This window comes from Terriglobia bacterium (genome assembly GCA_020073085.1).
Taxonomy (GTDB): domain Bacteria; phylum Acidobacteriota; class Terriglobia; order JAIQFV01; family JAIQFV01; genus JAIQFV01.
Map to the genome: position 1 here is coordinate 143,014 of JAIQFV010000008.1, position 14,308 is coordinate 157,321.

At 56.0% G+C, this 14,308-nt stretch carries 13 protein-coding genes; 5 read left to right on the forward strand and 8 right to left on the reverse strand.

What is annotated here, in order from left to right:
* The first annotated feature begins 244 nt into the window (after positions 1-244).
* The 4 genes from LAO21_10050 (at position 245) to LAO21_10065 (ending at position 4,828) form a co-directional block, all read left to right on the forward strand.
* Positions 245-1,744 (forward strand): NapC/NirT family cytochrome c, encoded by a 1,500-nt coding sequence (locus LAO21_10050; protein MBZ5553052.1) that lies wholly within the window; start codon positions 245-247, stop codon positions 1,742-1,744.
* Positions 1,745-2,104: 360 nt separating this feature from the next.
* A complete protein-coding gene (locus LAO21_10055) occupies positions 2,105-2,449 on the forward strand; it encodes a Rieske (2Fe-2S) protein (GenBank protein ID MBZ5553053.1) in 345 nt (114 codons plus the stop codon).
* 2 nt (positions 2,450-2,451) lie between these two features.
* Complete coding sequence (locus LAO21_10060; protein ID MBZ5553054.1) at positions 2,452-3,549, forward strand: cytochrome bc complex cytochrome b subunit; 1,098 nt, start codon at positions 2,452-2,454, stop codon at positions 3,547-3,549.
* Position 3,550: 1 nt separating this feature from the next.
* On the forward strand, positions 3,551-4,828 hold the full coding sequence (locus LAO21_10065) for a cytochrome c3 family protein (protein MBZ5553055.1): 1,278 nt from the start codon (positions 3,551-3,553) through the stop codon (positions 4,826-4,828).
* A 282-nt stretch (positions 4,829-5,110) separates the two neighbouring features.
* Here LAO21_10065 and LAO21_10070 read toward each other — a convergent pair whose 3' ends face one another.
* From LAO21_10070 to LAO21_10105, 8 genes are all read right to left on the reverse strand, one after another.
* A complete protein-coding gene (locus tag LAO21_10070; GenBank protein MBZ5553056.1) occupies positions 5,111-5,563 on the reverse strand; it encodes a single-stranded DNA-binding protein in 453 nt (150 codons plus the stop codon).
* Positions 5,564-5,899: 336 nt separating this feature from the next.
* Positions 5,900-6,820, reverse strand: coding sequence for a tol-pal system protein YbgF (gene ybgF / locus LAO21_10075; GenBank protein MBZ5553057.1), 921 nt, complete (start codon positions 6,818-6,820; stop codon positions 5,900-5,902).
* Positions 6,821-7,255: 435 nt separating this feature from the next.
* Complete coding sequence (locus tag LAO21_10080) at positions 7,256-8,011, reverse strand: OmpA family protein (protein MBZ5553058.1); 756 nt, start codon at positions 8,009-8,011, stop codon at positions 7,256-7,258.
* Positions 8,012-8,083: 72 nt separating this feature from the next.
* Positions 8,084-8,524, reverse strand: coding sequence for a PIN domain-containing protein (locus tag LAO21_10085; GenBank protein MBZ5553059.1), 441 nt, complete (start codon positions 8,522-8,524; stop codon positions 8,084-8,086).
* 359 nt (positions 8,525-8,883) lie between these two features.
* The gene (tolB, locus tag LAO21_10090; protein MBZ5553060.1) at positions 8,884-10,242 is read right to left on the reverse strand and encodes a Tol-Pal system beta propeller repeat protein TolB; all 1,359 of its coding nucleotides are present in this window, start codon (positions 10,240-10,242) and stop codon (positions 8,884-8,886) included.
* 17 nt (positions 10,243-10,259) lie between these two features.
* Complete coding sequence (locus tag LAO21_10095) at positions 10,260-11,090, reverse strand: TonB family protein (protein ID MBZ5553061.1); 831 nt, start codon at positions 11,088-11,090, stop codon at positions 10,260-10,262.
* A 96-nt stretch (positions 11,091-11,186) separates the two neighbouring features.
* Entirely contained in the window at positions 11,187-11,612 is a 426-nt protein-coding gene (locus LAO21_10100) for a biopolymer transporter ExbD (protein MBZ5553062.1), read from the reverse strand.
* A 60-nt stretch (positions 11,613-11,672) separates the two neighbouring features.
* Positions 11,673-12,374 carry a MotA/TolQ/ExbB proton channel family protein gene (locus tag LAO21_10105; protein ID MBZ5553063.1) on the reverse strand — a complete coding sequence of 234 codons (702 nt, stop codon included), beginning with the start codon at positions 12,372-12,374 and terminating at the stop codon, positions 11,673-11,675.
* 213 nt (positions 12,375-12,587) lie between these two features.
* On the opposite strand from LAO21_10105, the gene recN reads away from it, so the two are divergent.
* Positions 12,588-14,276: a DNA repair protein RecN gene (gene recN, locus LAO21_10110; GenBank protein MBZ5553064.1), complete on the forward strand. Its 1,689-nt coding sequence runs from the start codon at positions 12,588-12,590 to the stop codon at positions 14,274-14,276.
* Positions 14,277-14,308 lie beyond the last annotated feature (32 nt).

The following is a 14,308-nucleotide window of genomic DNA, read 5'->3' on the forward strand; positions in this document are numbered from 1 at the left end:
GACCTAAGATCAAGCACTTAAGAGTTTGGAATCGGGTTGGAAGTTTTGGCGTACCAGTTGCTGTCGTCCTCACCTGCGGCTTCTCACAAGAGCTAAGCGCGGCGACTGTGAAATAAGATTGCGGAGCTGCAGAGTTTACATCGACTTCCTTCACCCGCTTGAGACAAGTGGATATTGCCAGAGAACGGATCGCCTTGCGGGTGTAAGGAGTATTTCTTTCTCGAAGAAGGGCTTTCATAAATCCATGGTCAGTATAAATCCCCCGGATCCTGATTCCTCTATTCTGCACAAGGTCTGGTTTGGCATTCTGCATTTCCTCCTCACCATCGGGAGTCACTGGTTGAGCCTGTGGGGGGCGGTCACCTGTACGGTGACAGCAGTGTTCATTATCATGATGTTCCTGCTGGACGCCATCGGGTACTTTCACAACCCATACGCTGGTATTATCGCCTTCGTGGTCCTTCCGAGTATCTTTGTGGCAGGACTCGTAGTCATCCCCCTTGGCATCCATCAGTCGAACCGGAAGAGGAGACAGCAACGGGCGAATGGAGAGGTGGAGGCGGAGCGCTTTCCTCGCCTCGATTTCAACGACGCCCGCGTCCGCCATGTAATTTCCGTCTTCGGTTTTATCACTCTCGCCAACATTCTCATCCTGGCCGTCGTCAGTTACAAGGGCGTGCAGCACATGGACTCTTCGGAGTTTTGTGGTCAAACCTGCCATACCGTGATGACCCCCGAATTCACTGCCTATGAGCGGTCCCCGCACTCGCGCGTCGAGTGCGTCAACTGTCATATCGGGCCGGGTGCCTCCTGGTTTGTGAAGTCGAAACTCTCCGGATCCTATCAGGTGTATGCCGTCACCTTTAATCGGTTTCCCCGCCCCATTCCGACTCCCATCGAGAATTTGCGGCCGTCACGTGAAACCTGCGAGCAGTGTCACTGGCCTGAAAAATTTATCGGGAACCGTATTGTTGTGAAAACCAAGTTTTCTGAGGACGAGGCCAACACGCCCTTAAAGACCATTCTCGTGATCAAGGTGGGGGGGGGACATCTTCAGAGCGGCAACGCGGGAGGCATTCACTGGTGGCACATGTACAGCCAGAACAAGATCACTTATATTCCCGCAGACAAGCAAAGGCAGCAAATCCCCTGGGTTCAACTGACCGACCCCCAGGGCAAGGTCACGACCTTCGTGGCAGCCGACTCCAAAATGACCGCCGACGAATTGTCAAAGATCCCTTTGCGAACGATGGATTGCATCGATTGTCATAACCGGCCGACCCACATTTACAAGATGCCGGGACCCGCCATTGACGAAGTCATGCTGGTAAAAAAAGTGGACCCCTCCCTTCCTTTCATCAAGAAGCAGGCGCTCCAGCTCCTGACCCAGGAGTATCCGACCCAGCAGGCGGCGCGGGAAGCGATCAAATCAGGTCTTGAAAATTTTTACCGCACCAATTATCCTCAGATCTTTTCCACCCAGCAGGAGGCGATCGGAAAATCCATCGCCGCGCTCCAACAAGTCTATTCGACCAACGTGTTTCCCGAAATGAGGATAGTCTGGGGGACCTATCCCAACAACATTGGGCACCAGGACTTTCCGGGTTGCTGGCGATGCCATGATGACAATCACATCAGCGCCGATGGGCGGAAGATCCCGCAGGATTGTTCCACCTGTCACGATCTGCTGGCCACCGACGAGGCCAATCCAAAGGTTCTGCCCGATCTGTTGACTGGATTTTGAACTAGGTGTTAGGTAATAGGTGATAGGTGCTAGGTGCTAGATTTCAGTTGTTGGCCATGACCGAGCTGAGGACACTCTCAAAAATGATGCCAAATCGACGGCCCACAATTTCAATTGCGAAGTTCGGTTGAGAATTGCTGAGTTTCCTCTTCGCATCCAAGCAAAGTGACCGATCGCCGCTCGATAGGAACTGATACCTATCACCTAACACCTATTCCCTATTCCGAACCACGGAGGCGTTTCTTGAACACTCAACCGACGCAGGGAACATCTTCCACCGCAACACCTCGCCGCTCTTTTCTCAACTTTCTGCTCTCGACCTCTATCGGCGCGTCCATCGTCGCGATTTTCTATCCCGTGATGAAGTATCTCACTCCCCCCAAGACGGGTGAACCCGCGACCGCCAGCGTGGTGATTGCGAAGGGGGGCGAACTCAAGAACAACTCCGGTCAGATTTTCAAATTTGGCAGCAAGCCGGGCATCCTGGTACGGACCCCGGACGGCGAGTTTCGGGCCTTCTCCGCGATCTGCACTCACCTGGAATGCACGGTTCAGTACAAGAAGGAGACCTCTCAGATCTGGTGCGCTTGCCATAACGGAATGTATGATCTCTCCGGCAGAAACGTGAGCGGCCCTCCTCCCAGACCGTTGGAAACATTCAAAGTCAACTTGCGCGGTGAAGACGTGGTTGTCTCGAAAGGATGATCATGGCCAGAGGAAAAGGACTTTCAACAGCGCTCTATGAATGGATCGACGAACGGGTTCAATTGGAAAGCCTGATCCATTTCATGTCCAAGAAAGCGGTCCCTCAACATCGCCATTCCGTCTGGTATTACTTCGGAGGCATGACCCTCTTTCTCTTTTTTGTCCAGGTGGGGACAGGTATTCTTCTGACCATGTATTATCGTCCCAGCGCCGAAGAGGCCTATGAGAGTGTCCAGTTCATCATGACGGAGGTCCGGTTTGGATGGTTGATCCGGTCCATCCACAGCTGGTCCGCCAATCTGATGATCGCCACCATGTTCATTCACCTGTTCAGCGTTTACTTCCTGAAATCTTACCGCAAACCCCGGGAATTGACCTGGGTCACGGGATTCGGGCTTTTCGCCCTGGTGTTGGCATTCGGCTTTTCCGGGTATCTCCTGCCCTGGAATGAACTCTCCTTTTTCGCAACAAAGGTGGGAACAGAGATTGCCGGGATCGTTCCCTTCGTGGGTAAGTTCATGGTCCGCCTCCTGCGTGGAGGGGATGATGTCACCGGGGCGACTCTCTCCCGGTTTTACGGTTTCCACATCGCCATCCTTCCCGGCCTTGTCACCCTGATTCTGACCATCCATGTGGTGCTGGTGCAACGCCTCGGCATGAGTGTCCCCATCGGGGTCGAGAAAGCGGCAGAGACGGGGCAGAAACCCGTCCGCGACGTGCCCTTTTTCCCCAATTTCTTCCTGCATGACCTCCTCGGATGGTACGTGGTTATTGCCGTGCTGGCCGCCCTGGCGGCGCTCATGCCCTGGGAGTTGGGAAAGAAGGCGGACCCCTTTGCTCCGGCCCCCGCCGGCATCCGGCCCGAGTGGTACTTCGTTTATATGTTCCAAACGCTCAAGTTCATTCCCGCAAAGATCCTGGGCCTGGACGGCGAAGTGCTCGGGATCATGGCCTTCGGAGTTGGCGGACTGTTCCTTCTGCTTGTCCCCTTTCTTGATCGCGACCCCGCGCATCACCGCAGGACACGCTTGTTCTCGGGCATCGGCGTTTTCATCGTCATTTACATCATCGTCTTGACCATTGTTGGCTACCGGGTGTGACATGACCTCAAAATCAAAATGGATTGCACGGGCGGGATTCTGGGGAACCCTTTGCCTCAGCTTACTGATCCCCCACCTCACATTTGCACAGGCCAAGCAGAATACCTGCTTGGATTGCCATTCCGCGCTCGAAGGGAATCTGCAGGTCACTGCCGAGAAGTGGGCCACTGATATTCACATGGTCAAGGGGTTCACGTGTGCCGACTGCCATGGAGGAGACCCTGCGCAGATGGATGACAAGCTGGCGATGAATCGGGCGAAGGGCTTCGTAGGAGCACCGAAAGGCCTGGCCATCGTTCAGATGTGCGGAAAATGTCACAGCGATGCGGCATTCATGAAGAAATACAACCCGGCGGAGCGTGTGGACCAGGTGAGCGAGTACTTCACCAGTGTTCATGGAAAGAGATTACAGGGTGGGGACATCAACGTGGCCACCTGCGTCAGCTGCCATGGAGTTCACGAGATTCGCCTGGTGAGCGATCCTCGCGCCCGGGTGTACCCGTTGAATGTGGCGGACACTTGTGGCGTGTGCCACAGCAACGCTCAGCTCATGGCCCCCTATCACATCAAGACCAACCAGAAAGAGGAATTCCAGAAGAGCGTTCACTACGAGGCGCTGGTGAAGAAGGGGGACCTCTCCGCCCCGACCTGTAACAAGTGTCACGGGAATCACGGCGCGACTCCCCCGGGCATTGGATCGGTCGCGAACGTGTGCGGCCAGTGCCACGCGGTGTTTGCCGATCTGTTTGACAAAAGTCCTCACAAGGCGGCCTTCGCGAAGATGGATCTTCCTTCGTGCGTCCATTGTCACGGAAATCACGAGATCAAGAAACCGACCGATGACATGCTGGGGGTCGCCGATGGAGCGTTGTGCGTGCAGTGCCATGTCGCCGGCGAAGCAGGTTACCAGCAGGCGGCCTCCATGAGGAAAGGAATCGATCAATTGAAGGTGGCCCTGGCCGGCTCCGAATCTCTGATCACTCAGGCGGAGCAAAAAGGGATGGAGGTCAGCCAGCCCAAATACGATTTAATCGAGGGACGCCAGGATCTGACCAAGGCACGGACCCAGGTTCATTCCTTTAATGCGGCCAATGTGGAGAGTGATGTGAAGGAGGGCTTGAAAATCGCGGTCCGGACTGAAGAGAAAGGGAAACAGGTTCTCTCGGAATATCAATTCCGCCGCAAGGGTCTTGCGGTTTCCTTGATCATTATTCTGGCGGTGATTGTCACGCTCTATTTCAAGATCAAGGATATTGAACACCGCCAAAAGGCAGAATAAGTGCGGATCATCCCTCCGCGGGTGCCGCACGGGTGCCGCAGGCATGCGTTCTTTGCATGCCTGCGTCGAATGTCGGCGCCTGAACTGACCGTATGTAGTATCTACATGCAGGCGAGGGGATCTTATCCCGAAAAACGCTGAACTAAGAAGCAGGACTCCCGCGACGAGGAGAAAGTATTCTCGAAGGAGCCCGTTCCGAGGATGAGAACATCTTGGATCCAACTACGCAGGCATGTCCGGCATGGCGGACATACCTGCGGCACCCCATTTTTTCCAATTCTTTCAAAACGGCACATCGTCATCACCGATGTCTGAGGCCGGGGCTGGCTCGGGAGCGGGTTCCGGCTCCCGCACGGCGGGAGCTCCACCGCCCGTCTCTGCTCCTGCACCCGCGCCCGGCGTGGCAGGGCTGAGCATCACCATGTTGTCGGCCCGGATTTCGGTGCGGGTATGCTTCTTCCCTTCCTGGTCGTCCCACGATTGAGTTTGGAGGCGACCTTCGATATAAACCAGCTTCCCCTTTACCAGGTACTTCTGGCAGATCTCCCCCAGCTTGCTCCAAGCGACGATGTTATGCCATTCGGTACGGCGCTGCTTCTCGCCGCTCTTATCGGTCCATTGCTCATCCGTGGCCAGCGAAAAACGCGTCACCTGGACCCCTCCCTGCGTGAACTTCGTTTCGGGATCTTTTCCCAAACGCCCCACCAGAATTACTTTGTTGACTGAATTCGCCATGGTTGCCTCCGTGATGGATGGGTGCGGGCAAACTATGCCGCAATGCCCATCCGTCTGCAAGTTAAAATTTAATTTACATGTGTGCAGACCAAACCGCAGAGGCGCGGAGTTCGCAAAGAAGGCCAGGGGCAATAAGAGCTAGGGGTTTTGCATCCTTCGCGCCACTTGCGGTCAACGAGTTTCATAAGAAACCTGCGGATCCACACGATTACAACACACAAATCAGGAGCCGATGAGCATTAAACTGGGGGTTGGGGGTTTGCTGAATGCTTCGATCAACGCAAATTTTATCTGGGCTCATCGAAAGATTCAACACCTAATTTCCTAAAGGGTCATTCATCGCCGCTTGGGTGGGGTGCGGCCTGTCGCCGCACCGCTCGTTCGCGCGCCCAGTTTTGAAAGCTCCTGAGCGGCCAGTTTGGCCTCCGGGCTGTTTGGATACCGGTTCACCAGCGTCCGGAATTCCTTGATAGCGGAGGTTTTTTGACCCAGTTTCTCCATCGCCAGGCCTTTCTTGTATATCGCCTGGGTCACCTTGGTCCCCTCTGCATACCGCTCGATGACCACATTAAAGGCCGAAATGGCGTCGTCATAGTTCTCCTGCATAAAGTGAATCTGCCCGATATAGAACTGGGCATTCCCGGCGAGGGGCGTCGTCCCATAGTATTTCAGATACTGCTGAAACTCTCCGAGGGCCATCTTGTAGCGTCCGCTGGTGTAATCACTGAGCGCCGAGGCATAGATGGCGTCGGGAGAATCCGGAGGGGTGCCAGTGGCTGGCCCCGTGGGGGGAGCGGCGACCTGTCCCGAATCCCCGGGCGTAGGCGCCCCGGTTGGCGAAGGTGAAGCGATCTTCGAATCGATCGATTGGACGGTCGTCTTCAGCGCGGCCAGATCCGTCGCCAGCTTGGTCAGGCGAGCCTTTAACTCATCAAGACTTTCCTGGGTGATCTGGAGATTTCCCTTGAGAGAATCCACGTTGGCACTGACGGCGGCCTGCGTTTGCGCATTCGATTTCTTGATATCATCGATCGAAGCGCTCAGGCGGGTCACCTGGTCGAGGATTTGCTCGGTCAGCTTCTGAAGGATGGCATTGCTCTTGGTCTGTCCATCCTGCAGGTCCCGGAGTTGCTGCTGCATCGCAGAAACCTGTTGCAGCAATTGCACAGTTTCCTTGTTGACAGCATACTGCGGCGGGGCCCAGAAAAACCCTGTCAACAAGATTAAAACGGGAAAGAATATATTCTTGCGTTTCAATTAAACCTCCCTTGGTGGCTCGCCAGAGATTCTCGGAATTAACATGGAGTTTCCGGCTCAATCGAAGGACTGTTTTTCAGGATCCTGAAGTCAGAGGCCAGAAGTCGGAAGTCGGAGATGCGATTGAGAACCCCAATTCAAGCTGCTTGCCTGCGAAAACGACACGCGGAAATGGATACACCGGCGGCCCTGCCCAGCGGGGCCGCCGGTGATCATACCATGCCTTGGACTCCGTCCACCCCGGATTGTGAGGCCTTCATTCGGGGCGACGGTGTCTTGGCCCATCGTTCCAATTCAGCTTCAAAGAACGTCTCACCTGGTCGGAGCGGTCCCACCAAGCGATGTTTCAGAGGATCCTTTGATCGGGTCAGTCGATTCAAAGGCGGCGCTCAACGCGCAGTGTCACCCGCGCCCCGGCGACCATCCGTCACTGTTCTAATGCTGATTCAACACAAACGAAGCATTGCGGTCCTGTTGCCAGCACCCTTCATCGGCACAGCTATGGGCTTTTTCCTTCCCATAACTGATGGTCCGGATACGGTCGGCCGCAACACCGGCCGCCACGAGCGCCGTCTTGACCGCATTGGCGCGGCGATCGCCCAGGGCCAGGTTGTATTCAATGGAGCCGCGCTCATCGCAATTCCCTTCAACCGAAAATCTCCAGGTGGGATGCGCCTTTAAGAATTCAGCATTATTTGACACGGCGGACTGCTGGTCAGCGCGAATGTCCGCCTTGTCATAGTCGAATAGAATCTTCTTCACGTTCCGGTCCCACAATTCTTCCGCCGTCGGGCCGGCGGGCGGCGGGGTCGGTGCCGGCGCTGGCTTTGTGCCGACGCCGAGCCGTGCCGTGTCAGTGGCTGTCCCGCCGGGGCCTTTCGCGGTGATGGTATAAGTCGTCGAGGAACTGGGGGAGACCGTTTGAGATCCCTCAAGATTGACTTTGCCGACGCCGGGTTCGATAGAAACATCAGTGGCGTTGGTTGTGTTCCAGCTCAGCGTAGACGACTGCCCTTCCGTAATCGTCGACGGATCGACACTTATCTTCGCCGTGGGGGCGGCCGGGGCAGGCGGGGGCGGGGGCGGCGGCGGCGCAACCTTCGGTTTCTTCTTGCAGCCACCGGCAGCGATCATCAGGCTCAACACAAATGCGATCACAATCAACCATTTCAATTTTCGATCCAGTCGCATGACTTTCCTCCCTTTGAATGAAGTCCTCAGACTCTTAGCAAACCACTTGATGATGGCGTGACAGCCTTGACGCTAACTCCAATGAAAATCCTTGAGAAACGGGTTAAGAAACTGAACCCCTTCCAACGATCGTCCTGATGGGAAGTTCTCGCTGAAGACCACCGGGATCTCGCTCAGCTTGGCCGTGGCCCAGATCTGTGCGTCCCAGAGCTTCATTTTATGTTCCACCACGCCCCGGGCGGCCTCTCGCACCATGGGGGGGGTGACTCCCACGACCCGCCATGAATTGAGTAACGATTGAATGCGCCGCAAGGCTTCCCGGGGAGAGAGCGGTCGAGAGATCTTACGCGTGACCGCGACAAAAAACTCGTCGAGGACCTGAGAACTAATCACTCCCGTGCGGGCCCGAACCAGCTCGTCGGCCAACGCCAACGCCTTCCGCTGTTTTTCCGGTGACGCGGCATCGTACAGGCTGACCAGAATATCGGTGTCAACAAAGGCTTCCACGTTCATGGATCTCGTCCCGGCGCCAGGCACGTCTGTGCGGAGCAGATTTCAACCGGGCCCGCCTCTTGATGAAGGACAGTTCGTGTTTCCAAATATCAAGGTTTTGAACCGAGTGGACCCCGACGGTAAACAAACGGTCCAACCCCTGGCGGATGATGCTCGCCTCAGTAGTTCTTAATTCACGGGCAATTTTTTTTAATCGATGATCTTGTTCCGGGGCAATGTAAATCTGTTTTCGAATCATCCGTGCCATCGAGGAGTCTACCGTGTGTCCAGCCGGTTCCTATACATCACAATATACATCGCTCGTCCGGCTGCGTCAATCAGGTAGATGAAAGGTCGGAATGCGGGGTTGCACCCGCCGTTCAATTCGACCAGTTGGGATTGGTGCTTTCCCCCTGCGTAGTGATCTGTTTTACGTTCTTTCCATTGGCCAGCATGCTGTACAACTGGTAAGTCCCTGTGCGGTTGGAGGAAAAGACGATATGCTTGCTGTCGGGCGCCCAGGAGGGGTTCTCGTTTTGCCCCTGGTCCTGCGTCAACTGGATCCAGCGGCGGGTCGCGACCTCGATGATGTAGATATCGAAGGTTCCGCCCTCGCCTTTCCGTTTCCACATGAAGGCAATGAATTGTCCATCGGGGGACCAGGACGGAGCATCCACCCAACCGCCTTCATCGATCAGGCGGGTGACATTGGAGCCGTCGGCATCCATCACATACAATTGGGCGATGCCGCTCCGGTCAGAGATAAAGGCGATCTGGCCGCCGGTTTTGGGATTCCAGGTCGGCGAATTGTTCCCGAAGTGGGCTGAATAGGTCAACCGCTTGAGGTTCATGCCGTGCGAGTCGCCCACGTAAATTTCGGGATACCCGCTCATGCTGGAGCAGAAGGCGATCTTCTCGCCATCCGGCGACCAGGCGGGAGTCGTCGTGAGCCCGCGGTAATGAGCGAAACTCAGCAGAGCATTCGTGTCCAGAGAAAAGACGTCGATATCGGGATTGCCCTGACGATACGTGGTGAAGGCAATCCGGGTGTTGTCGGGGGACCAGCGCGGAGTCAAACTGATCGAGTTGAACACGCGCATGGGATGAGGGTTGTACCCGTCATAGTCGCAGATGTAAATCTCCTTGTTGCCTCTCCCCCGGCCCGCGCGATGCGCAAAGGCGATGCGGGTCGAAGCGATGCCCCGGGTCCCGCCGCTGAGCCGGAGCACGATTTCATCCGCAAACTGATGCGCCATGGAGCGGGCATTCAGTTCATTGGGCTCCCCGCGATAGCGCCGGCCGATGATGGACGGGGCGTTGGCATTTTTCAGGTCATAGAGACGGGCTTCCACCGTCAGCTGTCCTGCTTCCATTTGAATATTCCCAAACGCCAGGATATCGGCGCTGACGGGGGGATTCGTCCAATCCGGGAGGTTCAGTTCGGCGACTGTCCCCGGCTGGCGGGATGGAATGAAACTCTTGCTGACAAGATCGAAAAGGCCGGCACTGTCAACGTCATTAAACAACACCGTGTTAAAAACCGACGCCAGCTTCTGGGTCTGCTCGTCGACGCCTTTGGTCTGAAAATCCGCGATCGCCACGCGGAACTTGGGAACACCCTTCGTGATATCGATGGACAGGGCTCCTTCCTGTGGCCGAAGAACCCGCAGCCCGAAGGGCACGCCCAGGAAAAGCACCGTGAAAAAACCGGCCAGCCAAAACATCAAGGATCGTTTCATTGGTTAAGTCCCCATGGTCATCTTCGAAAATCAAAAAAACACTCCACGTTCACGCGGCTTCCCGGAAAATCACCGGGCAGCGGCGGCATCGGGCTGGAGGCCTGAATGGAACGGACGGCCATCCCGTCAAAAGACGAAATCCCGCTGGATGACCGCAGGACAATGCTGCTCACCGACCCGTCCTTTTCGATCGTGAAGGAGACAAACACGCGAGGCGCTTCCCGCAGCTGCGCACCCACCATCTGCTCCTGAAAATTGGAACTGATCTTTTGAACGATCGCCCGCGCATACCACGCATAGCGCTCTCCGAAGCCGCCTTCAAACCCCACCCCGCCGCCCGCTCGTCCACCGGCCCGGAACTCCCCATACGAAAAATTCGGCTGGCCGCCACGCCCATAGGGGACCGCATTGTCCGGCTGCTGCAGGTTTTGCCGGCGCTGAGCCTCGCGACGGCGCCGTTCCAGGTTCTTCAGTTCTTCGAGGGCCAAGGCCTTGGTATCATCCACGGGCGCAGGCTTCGGTTTCTTGAAGTCCTTGATCGCTTCCGGGGGGGGTTGGTACAGCCCTTCGTTCTCGCTTGCCACCTTGCTTTCCGTGGGCTGCTCCGGCGCTGGCAGTTTCAGACCGGGTAACTCCCGGATGGCCCGAACGTTGATGGAGTCTCCAATCCCGCCCGCTCCCCCAAACAAGATGTACTTATTGGGAAGGAATCTGGAAAGAAGGGGTCCGCCTATGATGGCCAGAGAGAAAAAGAAGACATGCAGGATCAGGGAAAAGACAAAAGTCCTCTTGATACTGTCTTCCGCGACCGCTGAGAAATAATCGTAAAGCTCGAAGTCTTCGTACATCGTCAACTTAGATGTAGGGATTCAAGATTGAGTTCACCGACGAGGACGCCGAGAACGCAATTCCCTTCCTCCGCGAACTCCGCGTTCACTGCGGTGTCACTTACCTGGAGTTTTATCATACGGTTGCGTGACCAATTGGGCATCGTCGAAACCGGCTTGCTTCAAAGCGTCAAGTACGGTGGCCAGCGTCCCATACGTAACCGACTCATCGATACGGAGATAAATGGGCTGCGAAGTCAGTCCGAAAGTGCGCCGTTTGACCTCGTTCCCCAATTGGTCGAACTTCACCGGATCGTTCCCCACGTACAAGACTTGCTTCTTGGCAATGGTCACCACCACCAACTGCTCGGTGGATTCCTTGGCGGCCTTGGTCTTCGGTAAATTAACTTCGATCGACGACTGTAGGACGGGCGCGGTGATCATGAAAATGATGAGCAAGACCAAAACCACATCCACCAAGGGCGTGATGTTGATCTCCGACAACGATGTCTCGACTGTTCCTCGCGGGGTGCTGATGGCCATGGGCTTTTACTCCATTGAAGAAACCCTGGAATCACGTTGGACGACGCCGACCGTCCGCCATTAGAAGAAGTTCCGTTCCGTGAGATTCAAAAACTCCAAGGAGAAATCATCCATCGAGGCCGCAAAATCCTTGAGCTGGTGAAGAAAATGATTGTAGAAAATGACCGCGGGGATAGCGGCAAACAGGCCCGCCGCGGTCGTGATCAGGGCCTCGGAGATGCCGGGGGCCACCGCTTTCAGGCTGGCGCTTCCCGAACTCCCCAGCCCCTCAAAAGCATCAATGATCCCCCAGACCGTGCCGAAAAGACCGATAAACGGGGTGACCGTCCCCGTCGTTGCCAGCCAATTGAGTTTCTTCTCCAATTTCGACAGCTCAGCCGAGGAACCGCGCAGCAACGCGCGCCGCACGGACTCAATGCTCTTGAGCATCGGCATTCGGACGGTCGTCTGTCCCGTGCCCGGGTTGCTCGCCGTCAGCGCCATCTGACTCTGCAACTCCTGATAGCCGGACAGGAACACTTCCGTCAGCGGCGCCCCCCGCAAGGGCTCACAGCCGGCGCTGATTTCCGAGAGCTTCTGGCTCCGCCGGAATAACCGCAAGAATTGAGAGCTCCTGAACCGGGCATGCTTGAAGACCACAAATTTCTTCAGGATGATGGCCCACGAGAGCAATGAGAAAAAGACCAGAATCCCCAGGACGACCTTGGCGACTATCCCGGACTGAACTACCAGATTGACGAGTTTGTCGGAAGGAAAAACGATGGCGAACGGTGTCAACAGGGCAAAATGGCTCAACGGTCCTCCTCAGCGACGTGCGGTGACGCCACATCAATAGTTTAAAATCAATAACAAACTGAAAAGTTAGTATAACGAGGTCAGGGAGTGAACGCAATCCTGGAATTCGACCGGGTCTGGTTTCAAGGTCGCAAAGGCCGTTGCCGGCGAGGTGAACTCATACCTTAAAGATTTGTGATTATGATAGACTTTGACACCATGTTGAGGCATCTCTTCATTTCCAATTACGCGCTCATCGACCAAATGGAAATGGAGTTCCATAGTGGCCTCAACCTCCTTTCGGGGGAGACCGGTTCGGGCAAATCCATCATCGTGGACGCGCTGGGGCTGTTGTTGGGGAGCAAGGCCTCGCCGGAGATGGTCCGGACGGGTTCTGACCACGCCTCGGTCTCCGGCGTTTTTCAAATTGCCAAAAACCCATCAATCACGCGGTTCCTCGACGCCCAGGGAGTGGAGTCGAATGATGAGGAACTCATTCTCAAACGGGAGATCTCGCGCGAGGGGAAGAGCCGGGCGTTTATCAATCATCAACCGATCACGGTGAGCACTCTCAAGTCGTTAGGCCGCTGGCTGGTGGACATCCACGGACAAAATGAACAGCAAGCCCTGGCCGAGGCCGATGCTCAGCTCGCGCTCGTGGACGAATTTGCCGGAAACCAGGGTTTGCTGGAGGAACTGGCGGAACTGGCTCAACAGTTGACTGCCCTCCGGTCCCAACGCGAGGCCCTCGAACACAATGAGAAAGAGCAGAACCGACTGGCCGATTTGTTCTCTTTTCAAAAAAAGGAAATCGAGACAGCTCAATTGAAACCGGGGGAAGACGAGATCCTCAACGCCGAACACAGGTTGCTCGCCAATGCCACCAAGCTGTTCGAGGTGGCCAATGAGGTCTATGCTTCCTTGTATGAATCCGAGGCGGCGGCGGCACGCACCGTTTCCCTGGCGGAACGCTCGCTGGAGTCCATTGCGCGAATTGATGAAACCCTGGCTGCGAACCTGGAGCAACTGCGTTCCGCTCGAATCCAGCTGGAGGATGTGGCCCTCAGCATGCGGGATTACTTGAGGAAGATCGATATCAGTCCCGGCCGGTTGCAGCAGGTTGAATCCCGGATGGCGGAAATTGAGAAGCTGCGCCGCAAGTACGGAACGACCGTCAACGAGATCCTGGACTTCTACCAGGACGTCGCCCAGCGGCTCCAAGCCCTCGAGCATCGCGATGAGGAACTGGAATCACTCAAGCATCAGATGAGCCAGCTGAGTGAAGGCTACTTCAGCAAAGCGACGACGTTGTCGGACCGGCGCCAGCGCACCGCCCGGGAAATGGAGAAGGCGCTCGAGCATGAGTTGAAGCAGCTGGCCATGGAGCGCACCCGGTTCAAAGTCCAGTTCGACCGCTCCCCTGTGGAGTTCTCTCCGTTCGGGTTCGATGCCGTCGAATATCTGGTCTCTCCCAATGTGGGTGAAGCGTTGAAGCCCCTGGCGCGGATCGCCTCCGGCGGGGAGATTTCGCGGCTGATGTTAGCGCTCAAGACCATCACGCACGCAGGTTCCCGGATCAAAACCTTGGTGTTTGACGAAGTGGATGCCGGGATCGGAGGTCGAACGGCGGAAGTTTTAGGGCGAAAGCTGAAATCGCTTGCCCAAAAAAACCAGATTCTGTGCGTGACGCATCTGCCGCAGATCGCTTCGTTTGCCGATCACCACTACTTCATCGAAAAGGTGGAGTTGGGCGGCCGAACCGTCACCCGCGTCGAGCACCTGGGCGAGGATGACCGCATTAACGAATTGGCAAGAATGCTGAGCGGTGCTAGAATCACGGACGCTGTAAAAAAGCATGCCAGAGAATTGCTGAAGCAAAGTAGAAACTGAGTGCTCAGGCGTCGGGGGGCTCAGCGCATGAC

Bases quoted from the DNA above. Each gene is read 5' to 3' on its own strand.
- LAO21_10095 (MBZ5553061.1), bottom strand. From the start codon at position 11,090: ATGTACGAAGACTTCGAGCTTTACGATTATTTCTCAGCGGTCGCGGAA.
- LAO21_10065 (MBZ5553055.1), top strand. From the start codon at position 3,551: ATGACCTCAAAATCAAAATGGATTGCACGGGCGGGATTCTGGGGAACC.
- LAO21_10070 (MBZ5553056.1), bottom strand. From the start codon at position 5,563: ATGGCGAATTCAGTCAACAAAGTAATTCTGGTGGGGCGTTTGGGAAAA.
- LAO21_10100 (MBZ5553062.1), bottom strand. From the start codon at position 11,612: ATGGCCATCAGCACCCCGCGAGGAACAGTCGAGACATCGTTGTCGGAG.
- LAO21_10060 (MBZ5553054.1), top strand. From the start codon at position 2,452: ATGGCCAGAGGAAAAGGACTTTCAACAGCGCTCTATGAATGGATCGAC.
- LAO21_10085 (MBZ5553059.1), bottom strand. From the start codon at position 8,524: ATGAACGTGGAAGCCTTTGTTGACACCGATATTCTGGTCAGCCTGTAC.
- LAO21_10080 (MBZ5553058.1), bottom strand. From the start codon at position 8,011: ATGCGACTGGATCGAAAATTGAAATGGTTGATTGTGATCGCATTTGTG.
- recN (MBZ5553064.1), top strand. From the start codon at position 12,588: ATGATAGACTTTGACACCATGTTGAGGCATCTCTTCATTTCCAATTAC.
- LAO21_10055 (MBZ5553053.1), top strand. From the start codon at position 2,105: ATGAAGTATCTCACTCCCCCCAAGACGGGTGAACCCGCGACCGCCAGC.
- LAO21_10050 (MBZ5553052.1), top strand. From the start codon at position 245: ATGGTCAGTATAAATCCCCCGGATCCTGATTCCTCTATTCTGCACAAG.
- tolB (MBZ5553060.1), bottom strand. From the start codon at position 10,242: ATGAAACGATCCTTGATGTTTTGGCTGGCCGGTTTTTTCACGGTGCTT.